The 26,989-nt window shown below is 71.2% G+C and carries 27 protein-coding genes; 17 read left to right on the plus strand and 10 right to left on the minus strand.

Annotation, left to right across the window (positions count from 1 at the left end):
* Positions 1-311 precede the first annotated feature (311 nt).
* From ABIE65_RS05620 to ABIE65_RS05630, 3 genes are all read left to right on the plus strand, one after another.
* Positions 312-1,310: a zinc-binding dehydrogenase gene (locus ABIE65_RS05620; protein ID WP_354076171.1), complete on the plus strand. Its 999-nt coding sequence runs from the start codon at positions 312-314 to the stop codon at positions 1,308-1,310.
* A 61-nt stretch (positions 1,311-1,371) separates the two neighbouring features.
* On the plus strand, positions 1,372-2,397 hold the full coding sequence (locus tag ABIE65_RS05625) for an LLM class flavin-dependent oxidoreductase (protein WP_354076173.1): 1,026 nt from the start codon (positions 1,372-1,374) through the stop codon (positions 2,395-2,397).
* A 60-nt stretch (positions 2,398-2,457) separates the two neighbouring features.
* Positions 2,458-2,724: a hypothetical protein gene (locus tag ABIE65_RS05630; RefSeq protein ID WP_354076175.1), complete on the plus strand. Its 267-nt coding sequence runs from the start codon at positions 2,458-2,460 to the stop codon at positions 2,722-2,724.
* 31 nt (positions 2,725-2,755) lie between these two features.
* Here the strand turns inward: ABIE65_RS05630 and ABIE65_RS05635 are convergent, their stop codons facing one another.
* Both ABIE65_RS05635 and ABIE65_RS05640 read right to left on the minus strand, forming a co-directional pair.
* Positions 2,756-4,141 (minus strand): BON domain-containing protein, encoded by a 1,386-nt coding sequence (locus ABIE65_RS05635; RefSeq protein ID WP_354076177.1) that lies wholly within the window; start codon positions 4,139-4,141, stop codon positions 2,756-2,758.
* A gap of 77 nt (positions 4,142-4,218) precedes the next feature.
* Positions 4,219-5,466, minus strand: coding sequence for an MFS transporter (locus ABIE65_RS05640; protein WP_354076178.1), 1,248 nt, complete (start codon positions 5,464-5,466; stop codon positions 4,219-4,221).
* Between the two features lie 128 nt (positions 5,467-5,594).
* On the opposite strand from ABIE65_RS05640, the gene ABIE65_RS05645 reads away from it, so the two are divergent.
* The 7 genes from ABIE65_RS05645 (at position 5,595) to aqpZ (ending at position 12,970) form a co-directional block, all read left to right on the plus strand.
* The gene (locus ABIE65_RS05645) at positions 5,595-6,197 is read left to right on the plus strand and encodes a flavodoxin family protein (RefSeq protein WP_354076180.1); all 603 of its coding nucleotides are present in this window, start codon (positions 5,595-5,597) and stop codon (positions 6,195-6,197) included.
* A gap of 146 nt (positions 6,198-6,343) precedes the next feature.
* Positions 6,344-7,576 (plus strand): 3-methyl-2-oxobutanoate dehydrogenase (2-methylpropanoyl-transferring) subunit alpha, encoded by a 1,233-nt coding sequence (locus ABIE65_RS05650; protein ID WP_354076182.1) that lies wholly within the window; start codon positions 6,344-6,346, stop codon positions 7,574-7,576.
* 1 nt (position 7,577) lies between these two features.
* Positions 7,578-8,588: an alpha-ketoacid dehydrogenase subunit beta gene (locus tag ABIE65_RS05655; protein WP_354076184.1), complete on the plus strand. Its 1,011-nt coding sequence runs from the start codon at positions 7,578-7,580 to the stop codon at positions 8,586-8,588.
* A gap of 1 nt (position 8,589) precedes the next feature.
* The gene (locus tag ABIE65_RS05660; protein WP_354076186.1) at positions 8,590-9,918 is read left to right on the plus strand and encodes a dihydrolipoamide acetyltransferase family protein; all 1,329 of its coding nucleotides are present in this window, start codon (positions 8,590-8,592) and stop codon (positions 9,916-9,918) included.
* A gap of 7 nt (positions 9,919-9,925) precedes the next feature.
* Positions 9,926-11,332: a dihydrolipoyl dehydrogenase gene (lpdA, locus tag ABIE65_RS05665; RefSeq protein ID WP_354076188.1), complete on the plus strand. Its 1,407-nt coding sequence runs from the start codon at positions 9,926-9,928 to the stop codon at positions 11,330-11,332.
* Between the two features lie 24 nt (positions 11,333-11,356).
* Entirely contained in the window at positions 11,357-12,133 is a 777-nt protein-coding gene (locus tag ABIE65_RS05670; RefSeq protein WP_354076189.1) for an exodeoxyribonuclease III, read from the plus strand.
* Positions 12,134-12,223: 90 nt separating this feature from the next.
* Positions 12,224-12,970, plus strand: coding sequence for an aquaporin Z (aqpZ, locus tag ABIE65_RS05675; protein ID WP_354076191.1), 747 nt, complete (start codon positions 12,224-12,226; stop codon positions 12,968-12,970).
* A gap of 30 nt (positions 12,971-13,000) precedes the next feature.
* On the opposite strand, the gene ABIE65_RS05680 is transcribed toward aqpZ, so the two are convergent.
* Positions 13,001-13,930 (minus strand): LysR family transcriptional regulator, encoded by a 930-nt coding sequence (locus tag ABIE65_RS05680; protein ID WP_354076193.1) that lies wholly within the window; start codon positions 13,928-13,930, stop codon positions 13,001-13,003.
* A gap of 36 nt (positions 13,931-13,966) precedes the next feature.
* On the opposite strand from ABIE65_RS05680, the gene ABIE65_RS05685 reads away from it, so the two are divergent.
* The 5 genes from ABIE65_RS05685 (at position 13,967) to ABIE65_RS05705 (ending at position 16,912) form a co-directional block, all read left to right on the plus strand.
* Positions 13,967-14,596, plus strand: coding sequence for a phosphonopyruvate decarboxylase (locus ABIE65_RS05685; protein WP_354076195.1), 630 nt, complete (start codon positions 13,967-13,969; stop codon positions 14,594-14,596).
* On the plus strand, positions 14,596-15,180 hold the full coding sequence (locus tag ABIE65_RS05690; RefSeq protein ID WP_354076197.1) for a thiamine pyrophosphate-dependent enzyme: 585 nt from the start codon (positions 14,596-14,598) through the stop codon (positions 15,178-15,180). Before ABIE65_RS05685 ends, ABIE65_RS05690 begins: the two co-directional genes overlap by 1 nt.
* 150 nt (positions 15,181-15,330) lie before the next feature.
* Positions 15,331-16,092, plus strand: a complete 762-nt coding sequence (locus tag ABIE65_RS05695) for a CPBP family intramembrane glutamic endopeptidase (RefSeq protein WP_354076199.1) — start codon at positions 15,331-15,333, stop codon at positions 16,090-16,092.
* Positions 16,093-16,199: 107 nt separating this feature from the next.
* The gene (locus ABIE65_RS05700; RefSeq protein WP_354076201.1) at positions 16,200-16,493 is read left to right on the plus strand and encodes a PqqD family protein; all 294 of its coding nucleotides are present in this window, start codon (positions 16,200-16,202) and stop codon (positions 16,491-16,493) included.
* Positions 16,490-16,912 (plus strand): lasso peptide biosynthesis B2 protein, encoded by a 423-nt coding sequence (locus ABIE65_RS05705; RefSeq protein WP_354076203.1) that lies wholly within the window; start codon positions 16,490-16,492, stop codon positions 16,910-16,912. Before ABIE65_RS05700 ends, ABIE65_RS05705 begins: the two co-directional genes overlap by 4 nt.
* Before the next feature lie 5 nt (positions 16,913-16,917).
* Here the strand turns inward: ABIE65_RS05705 and ABIE65_RS05710 are convergent, their stop codons facing one another.
* From ABIE65_RS05710 to ABIE65_RS05730, 5 genes are all read right to left on the minus strand, one after another.
* On the minus strand, positions 16,918-17,580 hold the full coding sequence (locus ABIE65_RS05710) for a DsbA family protein (RefSeq protein ID WP_354076205.1): 663 nt from the start codon (positions 17,578-17,580) through the stop codon (positions 16,918-16,920).
* Positions 17,577-19,385: an asparagine synthetase B family protein gene (locus ABIE65_RS05715; protein WP_354076206.1), complete on the minus strand. Its 1,809-nt coding sequence runs from the start codon at positions 19,383-19,385 to the stop codon at positions 17,577-17,579. The genes ABIE65_RS05710 and ABIE65_RS05715 overlap by 4 nt, the downstream gene beginning before the upstream one ends.
* Before the next feature lie 274 nt (positions 19,386-19,659).
* On the minus strand, positions 19,660-19,821 hold the full coding sequence (locus tag ABIE65_RS05720; RefSeq protein WP_354076207.1) for a hypothetical protein: 162 nt from the start codon (positions 19,819-19,821) through the stop codon (positions 19,660-19,662).
* A gap of 23 nt (positions 19,822-19,844) precedes the next feature.
* Positions 19,845-20,732 (minus strand): sulfotransferase domain-containing protein, encoded by an 888-nt coding sequence (locus ABIE65_RS05725; RefSeq protein WP_354076209.1) that lies wholly within the window; start codon positions 20,730-20,732, stop codon positions 19,845-19,847.
* Positions 20,729-21,706 (minus strand): serine kinase, encoded by a 978-nt coding sequence (locus ABIE65_RS05730; RefSeq protein ID WP_354076210.1) that lies wholly within the window; start codon positions 21,704-21,706, stop codon positions 20,729-20,731. Before ABIE65_RS05730 ends, ABIE65_RS05725 begins: the two co-directional genes overlap by 4 nt.
* A 129-nt stretch (positions 21,707-21,835) precedes the next feature.
* Between ABIE65_RS05730 and ABIE65_RS05735 the strand changes: the two genes are divergently transcribed.
* A complete protein-coding gene (locus ABIE65_RS05735; RefSeq protein WP_354076212.1) occupies positions 21,836-22,927 on the plus strand; it encodes an LLM class flavin-dependent oxidoreductase in 1,092 nt (363 codons plus the stop codon).
* 43 nt (positions 22,928-22,970) lie between these two features.
* Here the strand turns inward: ABIE65_RS05735 and ABIE65_RS05740 are convergent, their stop codons facing one another.
* Positions 22,971-24,866: a PAS domain S-box protein gene (locus ABIE65_RS05740; RefSeq protein WP_354076213.1), complete on the minus strand. Its 1,896-nt coding sequence runs from the start codon at positions 24,864-24,866 to the stop codon at positions 22,971-22,973.
* 266 nt (positions 24,867-25,132) lie between these two features.
* Complete coding sequence (locus ABIE65_RS05745; RefSeq protein ID WP_354076215.1) at positions 25,133-25,780, minus strand: hydrolase; 648 nt, start codon at positions 25,778-25,780, stop codon at positions 25,133-25,135.
* Positions 25,781-25,993: 213 nt separating this feature from the next.
* Between ABIE65_RS05745 and ABIE65_RS05750 the strand changes: the two genes are divergently transcribed.
* A complete protein-coding gene (locus ABIE65_RS05750; protein ID WP_354076217.1) occupies positions 25,994-26,890 on the plus strand; it encodes a LysR family transcriptional regulator in 897 nt (298 codons plus the stop codon).
* Positions 26,891-26,989 lie beyond the last annotated feature (99 nt).

Below are 26,989 nucleotides of genomic sequence, written 5' to 3' on the forward strand. Positions count from 1 at the left end.
AGGCCGGAGGCCCGTCCTTCGACGGGCTCAGGACAGGTTCTGGAAGCGGGGTGGGCACGATCCCATCGATGCCTCCGTGCCGACGTCTTTGCCCCTGGGCCCGCGGGTCAAGCCCGCGGGCGACAATGGAAGAGAGGGGCGACAATGGAGAGAGGGGCGATAGTGGAGAGGGGGCGGCGGTGCGAAACGACTGCGCGCCGCGGCGCGCGGTGCGCGGTGCTCCGCCCCCTGCGGCTTGCCGCTTGCATCGCTTGCTGCTACCCAAGCCCCATCCTCTCGTCTGACATTTCTGCGCGCCAAGGAGATCAGGTATGAAGGCCGTCGTCCTCCACCAGCACGGCTCGGTGGACAATCTCACATTCGAGCCGTCCTACCGCGACCCGCAGGTCACCGAGGGCCATGTCGTCCTCAAGGTCGGGGCGACCTCGATCAATTATCACGACGTGTTCACCTGCCGCGGCATGCCGGGCATCAAGGTGCCGCTGCCGATCATCCCGGGGCTGGACGTCGCCGGCGAGGTGGTCGAGGTCGGGCCGGGGGTCGATGGCTGGAAGGCCGGCGACCGGGTGCTGGTCAATCCGATCCATCCGCAGAAGGGCCTGATGGGCGAGATGCTGGACGGCGGCATGGCGGAATACTGCCTGGCGTCGGGCAAGCAGCTGATCCGCATCCCCGAGGGCGTCACCTTCGAGCAGGCGGCGTCGCTGCCGGTGGCATACGGCACGGCGCACCGCATGATGTTCACCAACGGCCACATCAAGGCCGGCGAGAAGGTGCTGATCCTGGGCGCCAGCGGCGGCGTCGGCACCTGCTGCCTGTTCCTGGCCAAGATGGCGGGCTGCGAGGTGATCGTCGCGTCGCAGGCGCAGGACAAGCTCGACAAGCTGAAGGACCTGGGTGCCGACCACGGCATCTTCTACGACGGCTTCGAGAAGAAGATCTGGGAGATGTACGGCAAGCCGCACCGCCGCACCTTCGACGGCGGCGTCGACGTGGTCGTCAACTTCACCGGCGGCGACAGCTGGGTGCCCTCGATGCGGTCGCTGAAGCGCGGCGGGCGGATGCTGACCTGCGGTGCGACCGCCGGCTACGACCCGAAGACCGACATCCGCTTCATCTGGACGTTCGAGCTGAAGATCCTGGGATCCAACAGCTGGACCGTGCAGGACCTGGAGACGCTGATGGAGATGATCGCCGACGGGCGGCTGACGCCGGCCATCGACCGGGTGCTGCCGCTGGAGCAGGGCCGCGAGGCGGTGAAGATCCTCGAGGACCGCGCCGTCCTGGGCAAGGTGATCGTGCGGCCGTAAGGCTGACCGTAAGGATCGGGGCCGGCAACCCGTCGCGCCGAGGCATGACCATGGTCGTCCGATGAAGCTGAGCGTCCTGGACCAGTCGCCGATCCGGGTCGGTGCCACCGCCGTCGATGCGCTGCGCGAGAGCGTGGCGCTGGCGGTGGCGGCGGACGGGCTGGGCTATCACCGCTACTGGGTGGCCGAGCATCACGGCAGCGGCGGCCTGGCGGGCTCCGCCCCGGAGATCCTGATCGGGCAGATCGCCTCGGCGACGACGCGGCTGCGCGTCGGCTCCGGCGGCGTGATGATGAACCATTACAGCGCGCTGAAGGTGGCCGAGACGTTCCGCGTGCTCGACGCCTTCCATCCCGGCCGCATCGACCTGGGCCTGGGGCGGGCGCCGGGCAGCGACCAGATCACGGCGGTGGCGCTGTCGCCGGCCTACCAGCCGATTTCGATCGAGCATTATCCGCGGCAGATCCGCGACCTGCTCGACTTCCTGCACGGCAGCGTGCCGGGCGACCACCCGTTCGCGCGGATCAAGGTCATCCCGGACGGCGCCACGGTGCCGGAGGTGTGGCTGCTGGGCTCCAGCGACCAGAGCGGCATCCTGGCGGGCTTCCTGGGGCAGCCCTTCTCCTTCGCGCACTTCATCAACGGCGAGGGCGGCACCGACGTGATGGAGGCCTATCGCCGCAACTTCCGCCCGTCGCCGCAGCTGGCGGCACCGAAGGGCAGCATCGGCGTGCACGTCGTCTGCGCCGAGACGATGGAGGAGGCGGACCGCCAGGCGAAGCCGCGCGACCTGTGGCGGGTGCGCGCCGACTACGGCAACCGCGGCTCGATCCCGACGCTGGACGAGGCGCTCGCCCACGACTACGCGCCGCACGAGATCGAACGGATCGCCTTCAACCGGAAGCGGCAGGTGATCGGCGATCCCGCCTTCGTGCGCGCACGCCTGGAGGCGCTGGCGGCGGAATACGGCGTCGACGAGGTGGTGGTCGTGACGATCACCGGCAGCTGGGAGGCGCGGCTGCGCTCCTACGAGCTGCTCGCCGCGGCGTTCGACCTGCCGGCGGCGGCGGTGCGCGGGGCGGCGTAGCAATTCCGTCGCGGAAGCGTAAAGTCTCCTGGGGGAATACAACCCGCCAAGGAGGGAGAGATGCTCGCCGGCTTGCAGGACTGCATCTCGCAATCGGAACTGACCGAGGAAGAAATCGAGGCGATCGCCGAGCACGAACACCTGCCGGAGATGGCCGCCCTCGAATACGGCAACTATCTGCTGCACCGGCCGGACGGTCCGCCGGCGATCAAGAAGATCATCTTCGAGGACATCGAGGCGGCGAAGCGGCGCGGCGACCGCGACCATGCCCTGGCGCTGAAGCTGGTGCTGCGGCGGTTCGTCCAGGAGCATCCGGACGCGCAGTAGCGGCAGCGCCCTTGGCCGCGGAAGGGGCCCGCTATTCCTTCTTCGCCGCCGGGTCGAGCAGGTCCTCGCTGTCCGTCTGCGACCGCTCGCGCGCGATCTCGGCGTCGAGATGGGTGTCGGGCGTCAGGTCGACCCCGGCCGCGGCGGCCGTGCCTGCAGGTTTCGGGGCGGGCTTTGGCGGGCGCGCGGGCGGCCGGGCCGCATCGCCGGCCGTCGCCAGCGCAGAGGTCAGGTTGACGCGGTAGATCGGCTCCGGCGTCTCGATGCCGGCGGCGCCGAAACGCGCCAGCACCTGGCGGATCGCCTCGCTGCGCACCTTGGGGAAGGCGTGCCGGCGCTGGTCGACCCAGGCGATGATGTAGAGGGAGAGGCTGGAATCGCCGACGGCCGAGATCCAGGCGTCGGGCGCCGGGTTCTGCAGGACGCCTTCGACCGCGCCGACGGTCTCGATCGCCAGCGCCTGCGCCGCGGCGAGGTCGGTGTCGGTGGCGAGGCCCAGGGTGAAGTCGAAGCGCCGCTCCGGATTGCGCGTGAAGTTCACGATCACGCCCTTGAAGACCAGGGCATTCGGCAGCCGCACATGGTTGCCCTCGGGCGTCAGCAGGATGGTGGCGCGCGAGGTCAGGCGGACCACATGCCCCTCGCGTCCGTCGATCTGCACCAGGTCGTGCGGGCTGAACGGCTGGCGCAGGCTGAGCAGGACGCCGGCGACGTAGTTCTCGACCATCTCCTTCAGCGCGAAGCCGACGACGAGGCCGGTGACGCCGGCCGCACCCATGACCGCGCCGATCAGCGCCGTCGCCTCCAGGATCTCCAGCGCGAAGACCAGGCCGACGATGACGACGACGGAGCGCACGACCTGGGCGACCAGCTGGCGCACGAAGCGGTTCGGGCTGACCCGCCGGTAGAGCGCCTCGCGCGCCGAGAGCCAGCGCGCGACGAACCAGAACAGGACGAAGACGGCCAGCGCCAGCGCCAGCACGGGCATGTAGACCAGATAGTCCTCGGCGCGCGCGGCGATGCGGTGCCAGGCGCGGCCGGCCTGGCGGGCGACGTCCTCGCTGACGCGCAGGTCGTTGCGCACGTCGAGCACGCCGTCGATCCGGCCGGCGAGGGTGGCGGCGCGCTCGCGCTCGCCGGGCGACGGCACCTCGCCGCTCAGCCGTGCGACGCCGCCCTGCACCGACACCTGGACCTGCTCGAACGTGTCGTAGTTGCCGAGCGTCGCGCCGATGCGGCCGGCGATGGTCGCGTCGGTCGGCGGCGCCGCCGGTTCCGCGGGGGCTTCGACGGCGGGCGGGGAGGGCGCCGGCGTCTGGGCATCCGCCGCCGTGCCGCCGACGGCCAGGAGGACGGCCAGCAGCGCCACGCGCAGCAGCCGGCCGGCCTCGTTCGTTCGCAGATGTCCCGAGATCACCCCGTCAGCCCCCGCATGCGCACCGCTTCGTCGTCGTCCATATAACCGCCGCGGCGCGAAAGGGCAGGGCGGGCCGCCTATCCCCGGCCGCCCGCCAGCTTCGCCGCGTCGGGGCTGCGCCGCAGCCGCCACATCGCGATGCAGCCGAGCAGCGGCCCGACGGCGAGCGGCGCGAAGGCCCAGCGCCAGCCGACGGCCTCGACCAGGCCCGGCATCATGTGGATCGTCGGCAGGGTCAGCAGGAAGCCCAGGCAGGTCTGCAGCGTCAGCATCGTGCCCACCCGCGCCGGGTCGGACAGTTCGGCGACGCTCGCCGAGAACTGCGCGGAATCGCCGACGATGGTCACACCCCAGACGAGGCAGAGCGCGGTCAGCAGCAGCGGATGCGCGCCGAACAGCAGCCCGGCGGCGATGCAGCAGGCGCCGCTGACCGCCATCGCGCCGATGGTGAGCGTCGTGCGCCCGATCCGGTCGGCGATCAGCCCGCCGCCGACGCCGCCGATGCTGCCGGCGCCGATCATGGCGAAGGTGGCGAGGCCGGCCCATACGGCGGTGCCGGTCGTGGCGCCGCCGGCCGCCTCGGCGAAGCTCGCCGCCAGGAAGACGCCGATCCAGGCCCAGACGGCGTAGAGCTCCCACATGTGGCCGAGATAGCCCAGGGTGGCGAGGCGCGCGCCGCGGTTGCGCCAGATCTCCAGCACGGCCGCCGGGTCGAAGCGCGGCGCCGGCCGGTGGTTCGGGCCGAGGCGGAACAGGCGGATCAGCAGCGCCGCGACACCGGCCGACAGGGACGCCGCACCGATCGTCAGGCGCCAGTCGACGCCGCCGAGCGCGTTGAACAGATGCGGCACCGCCGATCCCACGGTCAGCGCACCGACGAGCAGCCCGACCATCAGGCCGAGGTCGCCCTTCGCCCATCCCGCCGCCAGCTTCATGCCGACGGGATAGACGCCGGCCATGGCGATGCCGGTGACGAAGCGCAGTGCGACGACCGACGCCCCGTCCGGCGGGACCACGAGGATCAGCGCGTTGGCGGCGGCGCCCACCAGGGCGGCCCACATGAACAGCGCGCGCGGGTCCCAGCGGTCGGGCAGGCCGAGCACGGCGCTGACCAGCGTGCCGGCGACGAAGCCCACCTGCACGGCGCTGGTGAACAGCGACTGGGCGAACGGGCTCAGCGCCGCCTCGGCCTTCAGGGCGGGGACGATCGCGGTGCCGGAGAACCACAGCGCCAGGGCCAGCACCTGAACGGCGGCGAGAAGGGCGAGGTTCGGCCACTTGGCCGCCTCGTCCGGAGTGCCCGCCGGTTCCGCATCCCGAGACATCGTCGCTCCCCCGTCCGCCGGTGGTGGCGGCGGGCCAGTCTGCTGCGGGACGCGGCGCGCGTAAACGCGTCGGAACCGGTGCCGCCGCCGCGGGTTGGGCGTGCTGGACAGCCATACGGAGCCTCGACATGAAAGCCATCGCTCTGAACGCGACGCTGAAATCGTCGGACAAGCCGTCCTCGACCGAGCGGCTGCTCGGCGACGTGCTGGCCGAGATGCGCCAGCTCGGCGTGACGGGGGAGATCGTCCGGCTGGCCGACCTGAACATCAAGCCGGGCGTCACCTCGGACGAAGGCGAAGGGGACGAATGGCCGGCGCTGCGCAGGCGGATCCTGGATGCCGACATCCTGGTGATGGGCACGCCGATCTGGCTCGGCCAGCCGTCGAGCGTCTGCAAGCGGGCGCTGGAGCGCATGGACGCCTTCCTTGGCGAGACCGACGACAGGGAGCGCATGCCGTCCTTCGGCCGCGTCGCGACCGTCGCCGTGGTCGGCAACGAGGACGGCGCGCACCATGTGACCGCGGAGCTCTACCAGGCTCTGTCCGACGTCGGCTTCACGATCCCCGCCAACGGCGTGACCTACTGGGTCGGCGAGGCGATGGGATCGGTCGACTACAAGGACCTCGGTGCGCCGCCGGAGAGCGTCGCCGCGGCGACGAAGATGCTGGCGATCAACGCGGTGCACCTGGCGCGGCTGCTGAAGCAGACTCCGTATCCCGGGAAAGGCTGACCGCACGGCTGACTGGGCGGGCCGATACTCGACATGACCGTGCGCCGGGATACTGTCGTCTCTCGGCACGTGCCGTCCGCCGTCTCTCGGCACATGCCGCCTGCCGGCGGGACGGCGGCAGTATCTTCGGCCGGAGGACGCGCGGCATGAGCGAGTATTCACCCCTCAGCCTGAAGGTGCCGGAGCCGGAGGTGCGGCCGGGCGGCAAGCCCGACTTCAGCGGCGTCGCCATCCCGCGCGCCGGTTCGGTGCGGCGGCCGGCGGTCGACGTGGCGCCCAGGGACATCCGCGACCTGGGCTACACCATCATCCGCGTGCTCAACCGCGACGGCGAGGCGGTTGGGCCATGGGCCGGCGGGCTCTCGGACGAGGCGGCGCTGCAGGGGCTGCGCGACATGATGAAGGTGCGCGCCTTCGACGCGCGCATGCTGATGGCGCAGCGCCAGGGCAAGACGTCCTTCTACATGCAGTGCCTGGGCGAGGAGGCCATCGCCTGCGCCTTCCAGCACGCGCTGTCGCCGGGCGACATGAACTTCCCGACCTATCGCCAGCAGGGGCTGCTGGTCGCCGGCGGCTACCCGCTGGTCGACATGATGTGCCAGATCTACTCGAACGAGCGCGACCCGCTGCACGGCCGGCAGCTGCCGGTCATGTACTCGTCGAAGGCGCACGGATTCTTCTCGATCTCCGGCAATCTCGGCACCCAGTACATCCAGGCTGTGGGCTGGGCGATGGCGTCGGCGATCAAGGGCGACACGCGCATCGCCGCCGGCTGGATCGGCGACGGCTCGACGGCGGAGTCCGACTTTCACGCCGCGCTGGTGTTCGCCTCGACCTACAAGGCGCCGGTGGTGCTCAACATCGTCAACAACCAGTGGGCGATCTCGACCTTTCAGGGCATCGCCAAGGGCGGCTCCGGCACCTTCGCCGCGCGCGGCCACGGCTTCGGCATCCCGTCGCTGCGGGTCGACGGCAACGACTATCTCGCCGTGCATGCCGTGGCGCAGTGGGCGATCGAGCGGGCGCGGCGCAACCTGGGGCCGACGCTGGTCGAGTACGTGACCTACCGCGCGGCGGCGCATTCGACCTCCGACGATCCCTCGGCCTACCGGCCGAAGGAGGAGTCCGACGCCTGGCCGCTGGGCGATCCGATCGAGCGGCTGAAGAACCACCTGGTCGTGCGCGGCGTCTGGTCCGACCAGCGGCACGCCCAGTATGCCGCCGAGGTCGAGGCCGAGGTGATCGCCGCCCAGAAGGAGGCCGAGCGCCACGGCACGCTCCACTCCGGCGGCAAGCCGTCGGCGCGCGACATGTTCGAGGGCGTCTACAAGGAGATGCCGCCGCACCTGCGGCGCCAGCGGCAGCAGGCCGGGGTCTGACATGCCGCGCATGACGATGATCGAGGCGATCCGCGACGCGATGCACGTGTCGATGGAGGCCGATCCGAACGTGGTCGTGTTCGGCGAGGACGTGGGCTATTTCGGCGGCGTCTTCCGCTGCACCCAGGGACTGCAGCAGCGGTTCGGCGCCGCGCGCTGCTTCGACACGCCGATCAACGAGAGCGGCATCATCGGTGCCGCCATCGGCATGGCGGCGTACGGGCTGAGGCCGTGCGTCGAGATCCAGTTCGCCGACTATGTCTATCCCGGCTACGACCAGATCGTCTCCGAGGCGGCGCGCCTGCGCTATCGCTCGAACGGCGACTTCACGGCGCCGCTGACCATCCGGATGCCGACCGGCGGCGGCATCTTCGGCGGCCAGACCCACAGCCAGAGCCCGGAGGCGCTGTTCACCCACGTCGCCGGCATCAAGACGGTCGTGCCGTCCAATCCCTACGACGCGAAGGGCCTGCTGATCGCCGCGATCGAGGACGACGATCCGGTGATCTTCCTGGAGCCGAAGCGCCTCTACAACGGGCCGTTCGACGGCCATCACGAGCGGCCGGTGACGCCCTGGGCGAAGCATCCGCTGGGCGAGGTGCCGGAGGGCCGCTACACGGTGCCGCTCGGCAAGGCGGCGGTGCGCCGGCCGGGCGCGGCGGTGACGGTGCTCGCCTACGGCACGATGGTCTTCGTCGCCGAGGCGGTGGCCGAGACCGGCATCGACGCCGAGATCATCGACCTGCGCACCCTCGTGCCGCTCGACCTCGACATCATCGTCGCGTCCGTGAACAAGACCGGGCGCTGCGTCGTCGTGCACGAGGCGACGCTGACCTCCGGCTTCGGCGCCGAACTCTGCGCGCTGGTGCAGGAGCACTGCTTCTATGCGCTGGAGCGGCCGGTCGTCCGGGTGGCCGGCTGGGACACGCCCTATCCGCACGCCCAGGAGTGGGACTATTTCCCCGGTCCGAAGCGGGTGGCCGAAGGGCTGCGCCTGGCGCTGGAGGACTGAGATGGGCGAGCGCATCGTCAAGCTTCCGGACGTCGGCGAAGGCGTCGCCGAGGCGGAACTGGTGGAATGGGGCGTGGCGGTCGGCGACATGGTGCGCGAGGACGCCGTCCTCGCCAGCGTCATGACCGACAAGGCGACAGTGGAGATCCCCTCGCCGGCCGACGGCAAGGTGGTCTGGCTGGCCGGCGAGATTGGCGAGAAGCTGGCGGTGGGATCGCCGCTGGTGCGGATCGAGGTGGCGGGAGAGGGTGACGCGCCTGAGGCCGAGGTCGAGGAAGGGGATTCGAAGACAGCCGCCGCCGAGCCCGGCGCGCCGGAAAAGCCCGGCCCTTCGAGACGGCCGTCCGGGCCTCCTCAGGACGAGGTTTTTCCACCCCAAGAACAGATCAGGAGTCGGCCCCGTGCTGAGGAGGCCGCGCCAGCGGCCGTCTCGAAGCGCGAGGCCGGCCCCGCACGCCGCACGGGCGGGCGGCCGCTGGCGTCCCCCGCGGTGCGCCAGCGGGCGCGTGACGCCGGCATCGACCTGCGCCAGGTCCAGGGCAGCGGCCCGGCCGGCCGGATCGGCCACGGCGACCTCGACGCCTTCCTGGAAGCCGGACCGGAGGCGGCCGTAGCGCCGGGCCTGCGACCGGACCATTCGGTGCGCGAGGTGAAGATCGTCGGGCTGCGCCGGCGCATCGCCGAGCGGATGGCGGTGGCCAAGAGCCGCATCCTGCACATCACCTATGTCGAGGAGGTCGACGTCACGGCGCTGGAGGAACTGCGCGACCGCCTCAACGCATCGCGCGGCGATCGCGGACCGAAGCTGACCGTGCTGCCCTTCCTGATGCGCGCCATGGTCCGGGCGATCGGCGAGCAGCCGATGGTGAACGCGCATTTCGACGACGAGGCCGGCATCGTCCACCAGTATGGCGGCGTCCATGTCGGCGTCGCGACCCAGACGCCGCGCGGCCTCGTGGTGCCGGTGGTGCGCCATGCCGAGGCACGCGACCTGTGGGGCTGCGCCGCCGAGATCGCGCGCCTCGCCGAGGCGGCCCGCGCCGGGACGGCGTCGGGAGAGGAGCTGGCGGGCTCGACCATCACGATCACCTCGCTGGGGGCGCTCGGCGGGTTGGTGACGACCCCGATCATCAACCGTCCCGAGGTCGCCATCGTCGGCGTGAACAAGATCCAGGTGCGGCCGATGTGGGACGGGCATGCCTTCCAGCCGCGCAAGATGATGAACCTGTCCTCGGGCTTCGATCATCGCGTGGTCGACGGCTGGGACGCCGCGGTCTTCGTCCAGCGCGTGAAGGCGCTGCTCGAGACGCCGGCGATGATCTTCGTGTGAGGCGGCGATGAAGGACATCATCTGCACCGTCCTGGTGATCGGCGCCGGCCCTGGCGGCTATGTCGCCGCGATCCGTGCCGGTCAGCGCGGCCTCGACACCGTCCTGGTCGAAGCGGCGAAGCCCGGCGGGACCTGCCTCAACGTCGGTTGCATCCCGTCGAAGGCGCTGATCCACGCCGCCGACGAATTCCACCGCATCGGACAGATCGCCGCCGGCCGTCGTACGCCCGGCATCGGCGTGGCCGCGCCGACCTTCGACCTGGCGGCGCACCGCGACTGGCGCGGCGGCGTGGTGAACCGGCTGACCAACGGCGTCGCCGGCCTTTTGAAGCGGGCGGGGGTGAAGACCGTCGAGGGCCGGGCGCGCTTCCGCGACGGCAAGACGGTGGCGGTCGAGACCGGCCTGGGGACCCAGACCGTCCGGGCCGAGCACGTGATCATCGCGACCGGCTCCGAGCCGGTGGCGCTGCCGTCGCTGCCCTTCGGCGGCCGCGTCGTCTCGTCCACCGAGGCGCTCGCCCTCGACGACCTGCCGGGGCGGCTCGTCGTCGTCGGGGCCGGCTATATCGGCCTGGAGATCGGGACCGCCTACGCCAAGCTCGGTGCCGAGGTCACCGTCGTCGAGGCGGCGGATCGCATCCTGCCGGCCTACGACGCCGAGCTGACCGCCCCGGTCGCCGCGCGGCTGCGCGCACTGGGCGTCGCCGTCCATCTGGGCGCGAAGGCGCGCGGCATGGCGGGTGGGGAGGCGGGCGGAGAGGCGCTCCTGGTCGAGACGGCCGACGGCACGGAGCTGCGCCTGCCGGCCGACCGGGTGCTGGTTGCCGCCGGCCGCCGGCCGCGCACCGAAGGCTGGGGCCGCGAGGAACTGGTGCTCGACATGGACGGCCCGTTCGTCGCGATCGACGACCGCTGCCGCACCTCGATGCGCGGCGTCTACGCCGTCGGCGACGTGACCGGCGAGCCGATGCTGGCGCACCGGGCGATGGCGCAGGGCGAGATGGTGGCCGAACTCATCGCCGGCACGAAGCGCGCCTGGGACAAGGTCGCCGTCCCCGCCATCTGCTTCACCGACCCCGAGATCGTCACCGCCGGCCTGTCGCCCGATGCGGCGCGCGCCGCCGGCATCGAGATCCGCACCGGCCTCTTCCCGTTCCAGGCGAACGGGCGTGCCATGACGATGGAAGCGGAGGAAGGCTTCGTCCGCGTCGTCGCGCGCGCCGACGACCATGTCGTGCTCGGGATCTCGGCGGTGGGATCGGGCGTGTCGGAACTGTCGGCGTCCTTCGCGCTGGCGCTGGAGATGGGCTGCCGGCTGGAGGACGTGGCCGCGACGATCCATGCCCATCCGACCCTGGGTGAAGCGATCCCCGAAGCCGCCCTGAAGGCGCTCGGCCATCCGCTGCACGTCTGAGCCGGCGGGGCAGGGCGCGCACGCATGAAGATCGCCACCTTCAACATCAACAACGTCGTGCGCCGCCTGCCCAACCTGCTCGACTGGCTGGAGGAGGCGCGGCCGGATGCGGTCTGCCTGCAGGAACTGAAGGCGGAGGACGGGCGCTTTCCGGCGGCGGCGCTGGAGCGGGCCGGCTACGGCGCGGTGTGGTGCGGACAGCGGACCTGGAACGGCGTCGCGATCCTGGCGCGCGGTGCCGAGCCGGTGCCGACCCGGCACGACCTGCCGGGCGATCCCGCGGATGCCCAGGCGCGCTACATCGAGGCGGCGGTGAACGGCGTGCTGATCGCGTCGCTCTACCTGCCGAACGGCAACCCGCAGCCGGGCCCGAAGTTCGACTACAAGCTCGCCTGGTTCGAGCGGCTGATCGCCCATGCGGCGGAGCTGATCGCCGCCGACGTGCCGGCGGTGCTGGCCGGCGACTACAACGTCGTGCCGACCGACCGCGACATCTATCCGACGACATCCTGGGCCGACGACGCTCTGCTTCAGCCCGAACCCCGCGCCGCGTTCCGCCGGCTGCTCGACCAGGGCTGGACGGATGCGCTGCGCGCGCTGCACCCCGACGCGCCGCTCTACACCTTCTGGGACTATAAGCGGAACCGCTGGCCGCGCGACGCCGGGCTGCGCCTCGACCACCTGCTGCTGAGCCCGCTGCTGGCGCCGCGGCTTACGGCCGCCGGCGTCGACCGCCATGTCCGCGGGGCGGACGGCGCCAGCGATCATGCCCCGGCGTGGATTGTGATCGCCGATACCTGAACGCGGCTTTCCTGGATTCGCCCGAAGAGCCGACTGTATTTTCAGAAAATCGGGCCTACGGTGGTGCCGCGGCTTCAGTGGAGACCGATCATGACCAAGGATACGCAGCGCAGGGTGACGGCGGAGTTCATCGGGACGTTCTGGCTCACCTTCGGCGGATGCGGCGCCGCCGTGCTGGCCGCCGCCTTTCCGGACCTCGGCATCGGCTTCGTCGGCGTGTCGCTCGCCTTCGGGCTCACTGTCCTCACCATGGCCTATGCGGTCGGCCACATCTCCGGCGGCCACTTCAATCCCGCCGTCACGATCGGCCTGTGGTCGGCGGGGCGCTGCGCCAATCACCACGTCGGCCCGTACCTGGCGGCACAGGTGCTGGGTGCCGTCGTGGCGGCCGGGCTGCTGTACCTGATCGCGTCGGGACAGGCGGGATGGGTGCCGGGCGGCTTCGCGTCCAACGGCTATGGCGACCTCAGTCCCGGCAAGTACAGCCTCGCCGCCTGCTTCACGGCCGAGGTGGTGCTGACCTTCTTCTTCGTCTTCATCATCATCGGCACGACGTCGAAGGGTGCCGCCGTCGGCTTCGCCGGCATCCCGATCGGCTTCGCGCTGGTGCTGATCCACCTGATCTCGATTCCGATCACCAACACCTCGGTCAATCCGGCGCGCAGCACCGGACCGGCGCTGTTCGCTGGGGCGGAGTATGTCGGCCAGCTCTGGCTGTTCTGGGCGGCCCCGCTGCTCGGTGCGGCGATGGGCGGCATCCTCGGCCGCTGGATGTACGAGCCGGCCGACGTGGTGGAGACGGAGGTCGTGGAGACACCCCAGGCGCCGCAGACCTGAGTTTCCTCGCGCGGGAATTGCGGGGCGGCGTCAGCGCAGCAGCAGTTCGCCCTGCCAGACGCCGTCGCGGACCATGTCCGTGGCCTCGGCCTTGAGCGTGTCGGTGAAGCAGCGCACGGCGTTCGATGCCGGCGTCACCAGCGAGCGCGCCAGCACCAGCCGGCGCGTCAGCGCGGGCCGGGCGATCGGCGCGGCGCAGAGCGATCCGGCCTGCAGTTCGGCGTGGATGACGGCGAAGGGCAGGACGGTGAAGCCCAGGCCGCGCAGCACCAGGTCCTTCAGCGTCTGCAGCGCGTCGGCCTCGACCGCGACGCGGAGTGCGATGCCCGCACGCCGCGCCTCGCCCTCGACCAGCCGCCGCAGGCCCTGGCGCGGCCCCGGCAGGATCAGGGCGCGGTCGGCGAGGCCGGCGAACGGCACCGGCCGCTCCATCGCGAGGCCGGCGCCGCGCGCCCCCACCAGGAACAGCTCCTCGACGATCAGCGGCTCGACGCGGATCTGCGGCGTGACCGGCGTCTCGTACATCACGGCGAGGTCGACCTCGCCGCGCTGCAGCAGGTCGTGCAGGTAGCCGCTGAACGCCGGGACGATCCGCACGGTGACGGCCGGATGCTGCTTCACGAAGCGCTCGACGAGCCGCCCCGCCAGCACCTCGCCGACGGTGGGCGGGACGCCCAGGCTGACCGTGCCCTTCACCGCGTCGCGCTCGGCGATCAGTTCGGCGCGGGTGTCCGCCACCAGCCGCAGGATCGCCGATGCGCGGTCGGCCAGGATGCGGCCCGCCGCGGTCGGCACCATGCCGCGCCCGTGCCGCGCGAACAGGGCGACGCCCAGTTCCTCCTCCAGCAGCTTCATCTGCCGGCCGAGCGCCGGCTGGGCGACGCGCAGCCGCTCCGCCGCCTTGCTGAGGCTGCCGAGTTCGGCGACGTGCAGGAAGGTCCTGAGCTGGCGGAGGTCCATGAACCCATACAATCAGGGCATAGCTGAAAGAGAAACATGCTTTTCCGCGATGGCGGCACTTTCCGCTATCTCATGGCCAGTCGGCCGGCCATCGGTGCCGGCGGCCGCGACAAAGGCGAGGGGACGACGCGCATGACGGAGACCGAGGACACCATCCGGGACTGGCGGCACGAGGTGCTGCCGATCCTGAAGAGCTTCGACGTGAAGCACGTCGTCTACGTGCCCGATGCGGGCCATGCCGTCGCGATCCGCGCGGCCGAGCAGGACAACGACCTGGTCACGCTGGCGCTGACGACCGAGGAGGAGGGCATCGGCTACCTCGCCGGCTGCTGGCTCGGCGGCGAGCGCGGCGCGCTGCTGATGCAGTCGAGCGGTGTCGGCAACTGCATCAACACGCTGGCGCTGCAGACGATGACGCGCTTTCCGCTGCTGATGCTGGTGACGATGCGCGGCGACTGGGCCGAGTTCAACCCGTGGCAGAACCCGATGGGCCAGGCGACCGAGGCGTCGCTGAAGCTGATGGGCGTGCGCACCTGGCGCGCCGACAGGGGCGAGGACGTCGGCCCGCTGCTGCGCGGTGCGGCCACCATGGCCTTCAACGGCGACGAGGCGTGCGCGCTGCTGCTGGGGCAGCGCCTGATCGGCGAAAAGAAGTGGGTGAAGTGATGAACCAGGGAACCCTCGACCGCCGCGCCGCCGTCGCGACCCTGCTCAAGGACCGCGGCGACCTTCTGGTGGTGACCGGCCTCGGCTCGCCGTCCTACGACTGCTTCGCCGCCGGCGACGATCCGCTGAACTACTATCTCTGGGCGGCGATGGGCAGCGCCTGCACCGTGGGCTTCGGCCTCGCCATGACCCAGCGCGAGCGGCCGGTGCTGGTGGTCACCGGCGACGGCGAGATGCTGATGGGCCTGGGCGCCATCGCCAGCATCGCGCAGAAGCGGCCGCCGAACCTGACCATCGCGGTCATCGACAACGGCCATTACGGCGAGACCGGCATGCAGCTCAGCCATTCCGGCCGCGGCATCGAGCTCAGCCGCATCGCCGGCGCCTGCGACTTCCCGTGGAGCGGGGCGATCACCGACATGGCCGGCGTCGAGGCCCTGCGCGGCCGCATCCACGCGAAGAGCGGGACGGCGTTCGCGACCATCAAGGTGGGATCGGACGAACTGCCGCGTGCCCTCCCGTCCCGCGACGGCGTGGCGATCAAGAACCGCTTCCGCGCCGCACTGGGTCTGCAGACGATCTGATGTGGGGCTCCGGCCGCGGGGCGCATGGACCCCCGCGGCCGGCATACGGCATATGCAACCATTAGATGTTATTGATATGAATTCAGCCTATGGCGCCGTTTCCTTGGCCGTGGCAGGATGCCCGGGCTGCGAAGGGCGGGAGGGGCGTCTGTGCGTGCGTATCGGATTTCCGTGGCGCTGGCGGCACTTGCGGTCTGGGCGGCGATATACGCCTCGGAGTTGTGGCTTCCGATCGAGGCGATCGATGGCGGCCTCAACGGAATAATCCTTCGGGCTGGCGCGGCGGCGGCGTTCCTGCTCATCCTCGCCGGCATCATGGGATGGCGCGACCTCGGCCTGACGCCGCCCCGGCCGTGGACGTCGCTGTGGGTGTTTCTGCCGCCGTCCATCCCTCTGCTGGTCATGGGATGGCTCCTCGTTCAGCACGGGCTGCCCGAGCCGCAGATCCTCCGCACGCTCGCCGCCTGCATGCTGGCCGTCGGCGTGTCGGAGGAGTTGATGTTCCGCGGCGTCCTCTTCCGGGCGCTCCGCACGCGGCTGTCGCCGTGGCCTGCGGTGTGGATCACGTCGCTTCTCTTCGGCTCCGTACATCTTTCGAATGGGCTCTATCTGGGCGACCTGGCCATCGGCGTGGCCCACGTCGCCGCCGCCACGGTGATCGGCCTGTTCCTCCTCGCCGCGACACTGCGCACGGGCTCGATCCTGCCCAGCATGCTCTTTCACGGTTGCTGGAACACACTGGTGATGGCGTTCCTCGTCAGCGCACCGCCGTCCGAGTGGCAGACGACCTTGGAAGCCGAGACATCCCTGTCCCTGCTTCTGCTGTTGGCGCCGCTGTTCCTCTACAGCCTCTTCCTGCTCCGCGGCGTCGACCGGCCTCTCGCCGCCGCACCGGGCGTGCAGACGACCTGACGCGGGATCGTGGCCGTGGACGCGGGCTCGGCGAGCGTTCGCTTGTGGGCGCCCGCAGCCGATGCTACAGCCGCAGTTGCAGGCAAATCGTCACGCGGGGCGGCGGCATGAATGCAGTGCGTGAGGTGGGGCTGTCGTCGATCGTCGTGCAGAACCGTGAGCCGCTTTCCGCCGACCTGGACGGCGGCGTGCTGCTCATGAGTGCCGAGAAGGGCCGCTTCTTCGGGCTCGACGCCGTCGGCGGCGAGGTGTGGCGCCGCCTGGAAGTGCCGGCCCGCGTGTCGGATCTCTGCGCCGGTCTCGCGGCCGACTATGACGGTCCGCCCGACGCGATCACGCAGGACGTCCTCGCCCTGCTCGGCCGGATGGCGGAGCGGGAGCTCATCGAGATCCTCGCGTGAGACGCACCGCCCATCGCCTGCGCGTGGTGGAAGCGGCGGCGATGCTCTCTTTCGCGATGCTGCTCCTCTGGATCCTGCCGTTCCGGCGGGTGGCGCGGCTGGTCGGACGGGTCGAGGCCGCCGGCGAGACGTCCCTGCCGCCCCCGGCCGATGCGCCGGTGCGGGCGGTGGGACGGGCGGTCGAGGCGGCGGCGCGCCGTCTGCCCTGGCGGCCGCTCTGCCTGCCGCAGGCGCTGGCGGCGAGCCTGATGCTGCGTCGCCGGGGCGTGCCGTCGGCACTGCATATCGGGGTCGCGATGGGCGAAGGGCGCAAGTTCCAGGCGCATGCCTGGCTGGTCGCCGCCGGCGGGGTGGTCTGCGGTGGTCCGGCCGCCGTCGGCATGACGCCGATCGCGGCGATCCGCGCGCGCGGCGGCTGAGCGGCTCAAGGCCGCAGGGACGCTTCGATCTCGTCGCCGCTGCGCACGCCGCGCTGGAGCGCTCCGGCCGCGATCATCGTCGGCGTGCTGCGGATACGCAGGTTCCAGGCCATGTCCAGGTCCGCGTCGAGGAGCGCTTCGACGTCCGGCGCCGCGGCATCGGCGCGGAGCTTCTCCGGGTCGAGCCCGGCCGCCGCGGCCAGCGCCGGAAGGTCGGCGGGACCGATCCGCGCCTCTGCCGCCATCATCACGCGATGCAGGGCCGCCGCCCCGTCCTGCCTGCGGGCGGCCAGCATGGCCTGCGCCAGGGCGATGGACTCTTCGGAATGCGGCAGGTGGCGCAGGATGACGCGCGGCATCCGTCCCTCGGCTTCCATGAGATCCAGGATGCGCGCCTGCCGGCGGCAGTAGACGCAGTTGTAATCGACGAAAATGACGATCGTGGACGCCTCGTCGGCGGTCGCCGGACCGATCACGACGGCCGTGGCGGGATCGAACAGCCGGGCGTGCAGATCCTCCACCGTCTGCGGCGGATCGACGACGTCGCGTGCCATCGACACGACCCGTCCGGCGGCTTTCGACGCGAAGGTGCGGGCGGTGGGCTGGAGCGCCACCAGCAGGCCGACCGCCGCCAGCGCGACCACCGCGTAGAGGACGGGGCGCCTCATCGATTTCCCCCTTCGAGCCAGCGCAGGAACTGCCCGACGTGAAGGCCGCGATACAGCACCGCGCCGTACTCTCCGGCGCCCGCTTCGGCGGGATGGGCCGGCCAGTCGGCGGCGAGCCGCTTCATCCGGGCTACATCCAGGATCCGCGCGGTCAGCGGCGAGCGCTCCAATGCCTCCACGCCTTCCACGATCGCGTCGCGCTGCAGCGTCATGCGATGCATGAATTCCGGGCACTGAATGCCGCGCCGCGTCTCGTTCAGAACCGCTGCCGGCAGGCGGTCGGCGAGGACCCGCCGGGCGAGCCAGCGAGTCGTGCCGTTCCGCAGATACTGGGCGTCGGGGACGGCGAAGCAGTAGTCCAGAAGGTCCAGGTCGGCGGTCGGATCGCGCAGTTCGACACCGAACACCTCGCCCATCGGGCCCATTACGGGCGGCAGGGTCTGGATGCGGCTCAGCCAGCGGCGGCGCATGGTGACGGTGTCGCCGAGCCAGTCGTGGCCGCCCTCCAGCCGCCGCTCGCCGATGCGGGTGGCGCGGGCGAAGTCCGGGTGTATGGCGCTGAAGCGCTCGGACTCGGGTGGAAGCTGACGGCGCCGATCGTCGAGCCAGCGCTGCGCGCGCGGCGGCAGCAGCGGCTTCAGCGCATGCCGCCGCAGCACCGTGCCGGTCGAGCGCCCCTCCGTCCGCGCCAGTGCCGACGCCTCCCGCCACAACCGGGCCCAGCGGCCGCTCCGCGCCATGCCGGCGAGGCCGGACCGCCCGTCCCAGCTGAGGGTCATGTTGCCGAAGAAGCCGCCGAGCACGGCCCGCGCGCCCAGCGCGCGCGCCCGATCCATCGACGGGGCGAACCAACCCAGGTTCATCACGTTGCGCGCCGGCATGCCCAGCGACAGGAACAGCCTCTGCGGGTTCTCGTCGAGGGCATGGATCGTGGACGAGCAAACCGCCTGCCATGCCATGTTCGGGTAGAGGCTCGCGACAGCGGCGGCGCCGGGCCGCTCGTCGCTGATGGCGGAGGTGTGCTCCCGGCGGGGCACGCCATCGGGCGGCGCGACCGTCAGCGCATGCACGACGGCGGGGGCGCACAGCCGCGCGGCGGTCGCGGCCACCGCAGCCGAGTCGAGGCCGCCGCTCAGCTGGCAGACCACGGGGCCGGGGCCGTACATCTGGCGCCGCACGGCCTGGTCCAGCAGCGCCCGGGCCTCTTCCACATAGGTCTCGTCGCGCCGGTGGCGGATACGCCGGCCCCAGTCCGGATGCCAGTATTGGTGGACCGACACGGCGTCGTCGCGGCCGAAACTCAGGATGCTGGCCGCCGGCACCCGCCGGATAGCGGCGTAGAGGGTAGCGTCGGGTTCCGGCACGACGTCGGACAGGAAGGCGGCGAGATAGGCCTCGTCCAGGTCGCGCGGCATGCCGGGCAGCGCCAGCAGCGAGCGGAGGTCGGTCGCGAAGAGTAGCATGCCCTGGACGCGTGCATGGAACACGGTGCGCTGGCCGAGCGCCTCGCCGGCGAGCAGCAGCTGTTCCGTCCGGGCGTCCCAGGCGGCGAACGCGAAGCTTCCCCGGAGACGGGCCGGCGCGTCCGGCCCCCAGCGGCGCAATGCGTGCAGCACCAGGGCCGCATCGTCGTCGGCGGGGCCGTGGAGGTCGGCGAGGCTGCGCCGCAGGTCTTGGGCGTTGTCGATCCGGCCTTGCAGGGAGAGGATGGAGCCGTCGGCATCGTCGTGCACGGCGCCGGCGACCATGCGGACCGGCCCCGAACGCATCTGCTTCCCCGGAATGGCGGAGAGGGTGCGGGCCATCTCGGCATCGGCCGTATGAGCGAGAAGGCCAACGATAGGCCGGCCCCGTTCGGCGGACGCCGGCGTTCGGATGACGCCCCTCAAGGAAAGGTGAGGGGCGGCATCGCGGCCGCGCGTGTCCTTCGGACGTGCCGCGGCTTCAGCGAGCGGATACGGTGGATCGCGCCGACGTCGCCGGAACCGTGGCCGATCCGCGCCGCTGCCAACATGGCGAAGCCGTCACCGGCGTGGGCACGAGGCGGGTTTTGGCGGAACGGCAGCGTCGAGCGACATCTCACGAATCGGCGTTGCAGATGACTCCGTCGCTGCCGGAGCCGCAGTTGGTGATCGCGGTGTTGCCGGCGATGTCGTAGTCGCTCAGGGTCGGACGGACCCAGATCGGCCGGGGCACCGTGTCTGACGGAACGGCCTGATCTCGCATCACATCGCTGTCCATGGCGTATCTCCAGTATGCCCGCATTACTTACCTACCGCAGCAGCCGTGAGCCAACAAGGCCGTTCGCCGGCCTCCGCCAGGTAACCGAGCGCTTCCATGGCCGGACCATGTGCGGCGACGATGCGCGCCTCCAGGTCGGGCGGCAGGGCGGTCCGCCAGCCGCCCGCCCGTCCGGACCGGAAGAAGGCGGAGCCGGGCGACTGGCCGCCGTCGAAACCCTGCCGCGCCTCGTGCGCACGCAACGCGTCGAAGCGGGTGGCCGCCACGGCACGGTCGAGCGTTTCCGCGGTCGCGGCGATGCCCGCATGGGCCGCGGCGCGGCCCAGGATCGCGGCGGGATCGGCCACCATGTCCTCATAGCGCAGCAGGCAGCAGCGGCGGCCCGGCGCGTCCAGCCAGCTGCGCACATGGCCGCTCCAGCACAGCAGGCGCTGCGGCAGGTCGAGGGGCGGGCGGCCCGCCGCCGGACGCAGCGTGGCGCCCGCGTCGCAGAGGAAGCGTACCGCCTCCTCCAGGCCGATGCCCGCGAAATGAGCCCAGGAGACGGCCACGTCGCGCGGGTCGCGGACCATGTAGAGGGTGGCGAGCGTCGCGTCCGGTGGGAACAGCGGCGTGCCCGCGACGGCATCGATGCAGGCGTCGTGCACCTTGCGGAACAGGGGCCGCCGCGACAGTGCGGCCAGGGTGCGGTAGGCGACCGGGCGCAGTGCCTCCATCTCCGCCGGCGTCAGGTCCCCGGTCTCGACGTCCAGCGCCTCCTCGATGTCGCTGCGCTGGCTGGCGTTCGGCGCGAAGCGAGCATGGGCGTCCCCGGCGTGCGCCTGTCCCGGGTCGAGCAGGGCGCCCAGTGCGAGCCGCAGCCAGGTGTTTCCGGATCTGGGATAGGAGGCGATCCAGACGAAGCCCGTCATGCCGCCATCCGCTCCAGGATCGCCGCGACCGAGCGATCGAGACAGCCGGCGTCGTGCGGATGGGTGATCGTCCAGATCCCGTCCGGGATTCCCGTCAGGGCGACCGCTGCCGAAAGCAGCCGTTTCGACTGGCCGAGCCGCACCATCATGCCGTTGCGGTAGAGGTCGCGCCCGATCCCGGCCGCCGCCTCCGGCCCGTGCAGGCGCCGCGTCGTACCGCCCTCGTGCCCCGGCCCGACGGTGAGGTGAAACACCGCCCTGAGCGGGACGGACTGGCGGGAGAACCGGGTCTCGACCGGCAGGTGGAACTTCTCCAGTTCCGGCCGGCTGCGTTCCAGCCCGTCGACGGCGAACCCCATCCGCGCCATCGCGTCGCCCCACAGCTTCAGGCGCGGAAAGGCGGGGAGCACGCGCGGACCGTCGGGGGAGGCGAGGTCGATGACGGTCACGTCGTCCGACAGCACCGGACAACCGCGTCGCAGCAGCGCCGCGGCGAGAGTCGACTTGCCCATGCCGGACGCGCCGGCCATCGCCACGGCCCCGCCGCCGATCCGCACGCAGCTGGCGTGCAGCGGTACGAGCCCGCGGCGATAGCAGAGGAGGCCGAGGACCGTGCCGTAGAGGAATACCCGGATGTCCGGCGCGTCCGGCGCCATCGCCGGTTCGACGACGACGCGACGGGCGTCGGCGTCGATGAGATATGCCGCGACCCCCGGCACCTGGAACCGGCAGGTGCCGTCGGCGGCGACCTGCAGCAGCGGCTGGTCGAACACCGTATCGGTCAGCCGCTCGGGCACCGGGCCCACCTCGATGCGCAGGTCCGCCGGCCCGTCGCCGCCCGTCCAGGGCAGGAGGTCCGGCAGGGGAAGGGCGCTCGCCACGCGCCAGCCGCAGAGGAAGCGGTCGTCCGTCGGGATCGTGCCGCGGGGAGGCGCACCGCCGATCGTCATGCTGGCGAACACGGGAGAATCCATCGTCGAGACCATATCCGACACTAATCCCGAGGGTGCCGCGACGGCTATGCCCTCGAACGTCTTCGGGGGGACCTGTCGCGCCCCGGCCGGTACTGCTAGCGTTCCCGCAGAACAGCATCCGGAGGCCCCATGCCCGTCCGTATCGTCGGCATGATCGGCGTTTCGCCGCCGCAGAGCGACACGAGCCTCGTCATCATCGAGGGCGCCATCACGCCCGATTTCATCGCCGATTTCGCGCGGGCGCACGAGGCGGCCGGCTACGACATGGCGCTGGTGGGATATTCCTCCTCCTCGGCCGAGGGTTTCCTGGTGGCGCTGCACGCCGCCCAGCGGACCGAGCGGCTGTCGTTCCTGATCGCGCACCGGCCGGGCTTCGTCTCGCCGACGCTGTTTGCGCGCAAGGTGGCGACCTTCGACCACCTGACCGGCGGGCGCGTGGCGCTGCATATCATCACCGGCAAGACCGACGCCGAGCAGGAGGGCGACGGCGACTTCACGCCGAAGGACGAGCGCTACCGCCGCGCCCGGGAGTATCTGCACCTGGTCAAGCGCACCTGGACGACGCAGGAGCCGTTCGATTTCGCCGGCGATTTCTACCGCGTGCGCGGCGCCAGTTCGGACGTGCATCCGCTCCAGCAGCCGCACCCGACCATCATGTTCGGCGGCGCCTCGGAGGGCGCACTGGAGATGGGGGCGGCGGAGTGCGACGTGTTCGCCATCTATGCCGAGCCGCGCGCCACCACGGCGGAGCGCATCGCGGCGTTCCGCGCCCGCGCCGCCGCCCACGGCCGCACCGTCGGATTCAACATGTCGGTCCGCCCGATCATCGCGCCGACCGAGGGCGAGGCCTGGGACAAGGCGCAACGCATCCTCGCCGGCATGGGCGGCAAGCTCGGCTGGGCGCGGCAGGAGAGCGAGGGCGTGCGCGCCCCCGTCGACAATGCCGGCCGGCGCCAGTTCGCCTTCGCCCAGGAGAAGGACATCCACGACGAGCGCCTGTGGATGGGCATCACCCGCGCCACCGGGGCGCTCGGCAACACCTCCTGCCTGGTGGGCACGCCGGAGCAGGTGGCGGACGCGATCCTCGCCTACTACCGCCTCGGCATCGGCTCCTTCTTGATGCGCGGCTTCGACCCCGTCGCCGACACCACCGAATTCGGCCGCGAACTGATCCCGCGCATCAAGGCGGGTGCGGCGGCGATCGACGCGGAGACGGCGTAGGGGCGGGCGCGCCCGCTCTCGCCGATGGTGCGCGCCGCGCCGGTCAGGCGGCCTCGGCGTCGGCGGGAACGACGAAGCGTGCGCCCAGCCTGATCGCCGCCGCCTTTTCCGAGACGGGGACATTGGTGGCGATGAGATGGGTCTGGGCCGCCCGCAGGGCCGTCAGGAACGTCTGCATCTGGTCCGGAACCTGGGCGGAGTAGGCGAGCAGCATGCCGTAGTCGACATCCACCATCGAGACGCCGCAGTCGCGCAGCGGCAGGCTGGCCTGCTGGATGCGGCGCAGTTCGAGGATCCGGACGCGCGACAGCGCCCGTAGCGGCGAGAGCAGTTCGGTCACCCGTGCCGGCAGGATGTCGGCCGGCAGGTTCACGATCCGCAAGATGAGTGCGCGGCGATAGGTCTCCGGCATCTGGCGGCAGACGCCGTACAGGCGGTCGCGCAGGTAGCGATACTGCAGGGTCGAGGCGTTCAGGGTCACGACGATCAGCATGTCCGGACGGCGCGTCAGGAGGTCGGGCATCGCGATCGCCACGCGGCCGAGCAGCGTCAGGTCGATCTCGGCGATCAGCCGCGGCTCGTTGCCGACCGCCAGCCGCAGGCGGTCCAGCGTCATCCGGCTCCCGTCGTCGAGGGTCGCGACCAGTACCGGCGAGCGGCCGGTTTCGGTCAGGATGGCGCGCATTTCCAACCGCGCCTGATGGAACGTCTCGGCGAGGATGCGCGTCTGCTCGAGCCGCAGGCGCTCGGCCTCGCGGGTCAGCTTCATGCTGATCAGGCCGGCGATGTCGTCGGTGGCGGCCTCCTCGGGGGAGATGTCGACCTGGTGGGTCTCCACGACGATCTCGCCCATGTCCTGGTCGCGGGCCTCGCCGAACAGCTGGCGGGCGATCTCCTGCTGCAGCGCCTTGGCCTTGAGCCAGGCGCTCTGCGCATCCAGATGCGCGAAGCAGACGATGAAGGCGCCGTCCTTGTCGCGCACGATCACGTCCTGCGGCGACAGCCGCTTGCGGATCGTCTGGTCGGCCAGGTCGTACACCCGCTCCGCCCACCGCTCCCATCGCTCGCCGAACGCCTCGCGGATCTCCGCCAGACAGACGATCTGGATCTTGCCGGCGTTCAGCCGCGTCGGATCCCCGCCGACGAGGTCGGCGAGGTTGGGGCCCGGCTCGGCGGCCTGCGCTGCGGGAGGGTTCTGCTCCGGGACGAAGGCCCAGACGACGACCGCTCTCTCCTCCATGGGGGGCGTGGTGCGGCGGATGGAGGCGACCACCTCGAATCCGCTGCGATGGCGCAGCGCGCAGGGCCCCACCGGCGGATCCTGCGGATCGCCGACGCCGTCCAGCAGATCCCGGCCCAGCACCCGTCCGGTCGCCTCGGCCGCCGTCCAGCCGAACAGCCTGGTGAAGGCGTGGTTGACGATGACGAGGCTGCCGTTCTCGTTCGAGAGCGCCATCGGCGTCGCCGAGAGTTCGAACGCGGCGGAGAGCAGCACCTCGACGTCGCGGCGCTGGTCCGACAGGCGCCGCATCCGCGCCCTCATCGCCCGCCGTTCGACCGCATAGCTGAAGATGCGCGGCAGTGCGGCGACAGTGCCCGGCTGGTCGACCAGATAGTCCTCGGCACCCGCCCGGATGACGCTCAGGGCGGCGGCGGGGTCGCAGGGCGGCCCCATCACCAGGATCACCGCCGACGGCACGGCGGCGGCGTATCGCTGGACATCCTCGACGACTGCGGCCGGGTTCGCGGCATGGACGAGAATGGCCTGCGCCCCGGCATGGCGGCCGACGTCGTCGCCGCTCACGCGCGCCACCGTGAAGCGTGCGTGCTCCGTCCGCGCGAGCAGCCGGACGATCGCGTCGTACGTGCCCTGCGGCAGGCCGACGAGCAGAACGGATATCGCCGATATGGTTTCGCTTGGATGTGCGCGGGTGTTCACTGGGGCTCACGAAGGCGTGACGACTCGCCGAGGATCGATGGCCGCAGTAACCTAAAGATTAACAATTCAATTTGGCAAAATATGTTGCTATGCGGCGCGATGAACGCGCCCCGCTCGATCGCGTCGAGCCCGGCCCTGATCTGCGTGCGGAGCAGTTCGAGCTTCAGCTCGTCGTTCTCGAGCCGATGCTGCAGGCCGCGCGGTTGGTGAACGACCACGGAAGGGGAGGGACGGCGGCACCCACCGCCGCCGCCCCCCCGCTCCCGTCACGCCGTCGGCACCGGCGTGTTCAGCAGCTGCTGCTCCCACAGATAGGCGATGCCGCTGCCGGCGGCGTGCTGCTTGATCACCTCGGTCAGGGCCACTGCCGTGTCCATCCGCGCCCAGTCGCGCTGCCATTCGGCCGCGAGCGCCAGCCACGTCATCATGTTGGCGCCGGCCGCGATCATGCGCTGGATGGCCACCTGATGGGCCTCGACGGAGACGGCGCCGGACGCGTCCGTGATCACCGTGACGTCCCAGCCTTCGCCGAGCGCCTGGATCACCGGCATCGCCACGCAGACCTCGGTCCACAGGCCCGCGACGACCAGCTGCTTGCGGCCCGTCGCCGCGACCGCGTCGACGACCGTCCGGTCTTCCCAGGTGTTGATGAGCGTCCGGTCGATCACCTCCTGGCCGGGGAACACGTCGGTGATCTGGGGAAAGATCAGGCCGCCGCGGTCCGCGACGACGCTGGTCAGGATGGTGGGCACGCCGAACGCCTTGGCGGCCTTCGCCAGCGCCGTCGCGTTGTTGACCACCATGTGAGGCTCGTGGCTGTTCAGGTTCGCGAGCTGATAGGGCTGGTGGTCGATCAGGACGAGCACCGAATCCTCGGGGCGAAGAAGCGAGGAGAGTCCGTTACGAAAGGTCATCGTCACATCCTTTGATGTCGCCGCGCAGTGGCGATGGGCGGCGTCGGTTTCCGCGAGACACGCCCCGGGACAGTGCCGGGAAGGCATCGGGGGCGTTGCCCGGCCGGACAGTCGCCGTTCCCATGCGGGTTGCGGTAGTCGCCTCGGGCGGCATGCTGTGTCGCGCAGCGGGGAACGCCCTCAGGGGAGGGGGCCCGCCGCCGGGAGTGGCCGATGGACATCGAGGAACTCCGGACCTTCGTCGACGTCGCCGATGCCGGGGGCGTGTCCGCCGCCGCACTCCGCCTCGGCGTCGCCAAGTCGATCGTCAGCCGCCGGCTCGCCCGGCTGGAGGCGGAACTGGGCGTCCAGCTGCTCGTGCGCACCACCCGCGGCGCCGCCCTGACCGAGGCCGGCGTCGCGTTCCGCGACCATGCCGCCAGGGTCTGCGCCGAGATCGACGCGGCGCGCGAGGCGATCGTGCCGGCCGGCGACCTCCGCGGCCGCCTGCGCGTCGCCGTGCCGTTGACCTTCGGGCCGACCTATTTCGTCCCGATCCTGGCGGAAATGGCGCGGCGCCACCCGCGGCTCCAGATCCACACCTTCTGCAGCGACCGCTTCGTCGACCTGATCGCCGAGGGGTACGACTGCGCGATCCGGGTGGGATACCTGCCGGACTCCGACCTGATCGCGCGGCGCGTCGGGCCGATCCACGGCAGGCTGGTCGCCAGCCCGGCCTACATCGCGGCGCACGGCGCGCCCGAGACGCCGGACGAACTGCTCGCCCACGAGGCCCTGATGCAGGGCAACGAAGCCTGGCAGTTCCTGGACGGCGACAGGGTCGTCACGGTCCGTCCGCAGGGCCGCTTCAAGGCCGACAGCGGCGCCGCCCTGCTCGCCGCCGCGGCGGCCGGCATCGGCCTCGGCTACCTCCCGGACGCGCTCACCCACGACCATCTGGCGTCCGGCGCGCTTGTGCCGGTGATGACCCGCTTTCCGCCGCCCCCGGCCGGCGCCTACGTCGTCCGCCCGCCGGGCCGGCATCCCGCGCGGAAGATCCGGGTGCTCACCGACCTGCTGATCGAACACTGCTGTCCAGGCGAAACGCTACCGGAACCAGCCGCCGTCTGAGTCTGGCAGTCTGAACCCGCCGGCTTGGCATAGCCCTGGGCATCTTAACCATGGTGCGCACCACCGAACAGCGTTCAAGATAAGCCGGCGAGAAGGGAG

Origin of the sequence: Constrictibacter sp. MBR-5 (assembly GCF_040549485.1) — a bacterium.
Taxonomy (GTDB): domain Bacteria; phylum Pseudomonadota; class Alphaproteobacteria; order JAJUGE01; family JAJUGE01; genus Constrictibacter.

What these genes read in the sequence shown, in the direction of transcription:
- ABIE65_RS05620 (WP_354076171.1), top strand. Translation starts at nt 312, where the DNA reads ATGAAGGCCGTCGTCCTCCACCAGCACGGCTCGGTGGACAATCTCACA.
- ABIE65_RS05625 (WP_354076173.1), top strand. Translation starts at nt 1,372, where the DNA reads ATGAAGCTGAGCGTCCTGGACCAGTCGCCGATCCGGGTCGGTGCCACC.
- ABIE65_RS05630 (WP_354076175.1), top strand. Translation starts at nt 2,458, where the DNA reads ATGCTCGCCGGCTTGCAGGACTGCATCTCGCAATCGGAACTGACCGAG.
- ABIE65_RS05640 (WP_354076178.1), bottom strand. Translation starts at nt 5,466, where the DNA reads ATGTCTCGGGATGCGGAACCGGCGGGCACTCCGGACGAGGCGGCCAAG.
- ABIE65_RS05645 (WP_354076180.1), top strand. Translation starts at nt 5,595, where the DNA reads ATGAAAGCCATCGCTCTGAACGCGACGCTGAAATCGTCGGACAAGCCG.
- ABIE65_RS05650 (WP_354076182.1), top strand. Translation starts at nt 6,344, where the DNA reads ATGAGCGAGTATTCACCCCTCAGCCTGAAGGTGCCGGAGCCGGAGGTG.
- ABIE65_RS05655 (WP_354076184.1), top strand. Translation starts at nt 7,578, where the DNA reads ATGCCGCGCATGACGATGATCGAGGCGATCCGCGACGCGATGCACGTG.
- ABIE65_RS05660 (WP_354076186.1), top strand. Translation starts at nt 8,590, where the DNA reads ATGGGCGAGCGCATCGTCAAGCTTCCGGACGTCGGCGAAGGCGTCGCC.
- lpdA (WP_354076188.1), top strand. Translation starts at nt 9,926, where the DNA reads ATGAAGGACATCATCTGCACCGTCCTGGTGATCGGCGCCGGCCCTGGC.
- ABIE65_RS05670 (WP_354076189.1), top strand. Translation starts at nt 11,357, where the DNA reads ATGAAGATCGCCACCTTCAACATCAACAACGTCGTGCGCCGCCTGCCC.
- aqpZ (WP_354076191.1), top strand. Translation starts at nt 12,224, where the DNA reads ATGACCAAGGATACGCAGCGCAGGGTGACGGCGGAGTTCATCGGGACG.
- ABIE65_RS05680 (WP_354076193.1), bottom strand. Translation starts at nt 13,930, where the DNA reads ATGGACCTCCGCCAGCTCAGGACCTTCCTGCACGTCGCCGAACTCGGC.
- ABIE65_RS05685 (WP_354076195.1), top strand. Translation starts at nt 13,967, where the DNA reads ATGCTTTTCCGCGATGGCGGCACTTTCCGCTATCTCATGGCCAGTCGG.
- ABIE65_RS05690 (WP_354076197.1), top strand. Translation starts at nt 14,596, where the DNA reads ATGAACCAGGGAACCCTCGACCGCCGCGCCGCCGTCGCGACCCTGCTC.
- ABIE65_RS05700 (WP_354076201.1), top strand. Translation starts at nt 16,200, where the DNA reads ATGAATGCAGTGCGTGAGGTGGGGCTGTCGTCGATCGTCGTGCAGAAC.
- ABIE65_RS05710 (WP_354076205.1), bottom strand. Translation starts at nt 17,580, where the DNA reads ATGAGGCGCCCCGTCCTCTACGCGGTGGTCGCGCTGGCGGCGGTCGGC.
- ABIE65_RS05715 (WP_354076206.1), bottom strand. Translation starts at nt 19,385, where the DNA reads ATGGCCCGCACCCTCTCCGCCATTCCGGGGAAGCAGATGCGTTCGGGG.
- ABIE65_RS05720 (WP_354076207.1), bottom strand. Translation starts at nt 19,821, where the DNA reads ATGGACAGCGATGTGATGCGAGATCAGGCCGTTCCGTCAGACACGGTG.
- ABIE65_RS05725 (WP_354076209.1), bottom strand. Translation starts at nt 20,732, where the DNA reads ATGACGGGCTTCGTCTGGATCGCCTCCTATCCCAGATCCGGAAACACC.
- ABIE65_RS05730 (WP_354076210.1), bottom strand. Translation starts at nt 21,706, where the DNA reads ATGGATTCTCCCGTGTTCGCCAGCATGACGATCGGCGGTGCGCCTCCC.
- ABIE65_RS05735 (WP_354076212.1), top strand. Translation starts at nt 21,836, where the DNA reads ATGCCCGTCCGTATCGTCGGCATGATCGGCGTTTCGCCGCCGCAGAGC.
- ABIE65_RS05745 (WP_354076215.1), bottom strand. Translation starts at nt 25,780, where the DNA reads ATGACCTTTCGTAACGGACTCTCCTCGCTTCTTCGCCCCGAGGATTCG.
- ABIE65_RS05750 (WP_354076217.1), top strand. Translation starts at nt 25,994, where the DNA reads ATGGACATCGAGGAACTCCGGACCTTCGTCGACGTCGCCGATGCCGGG.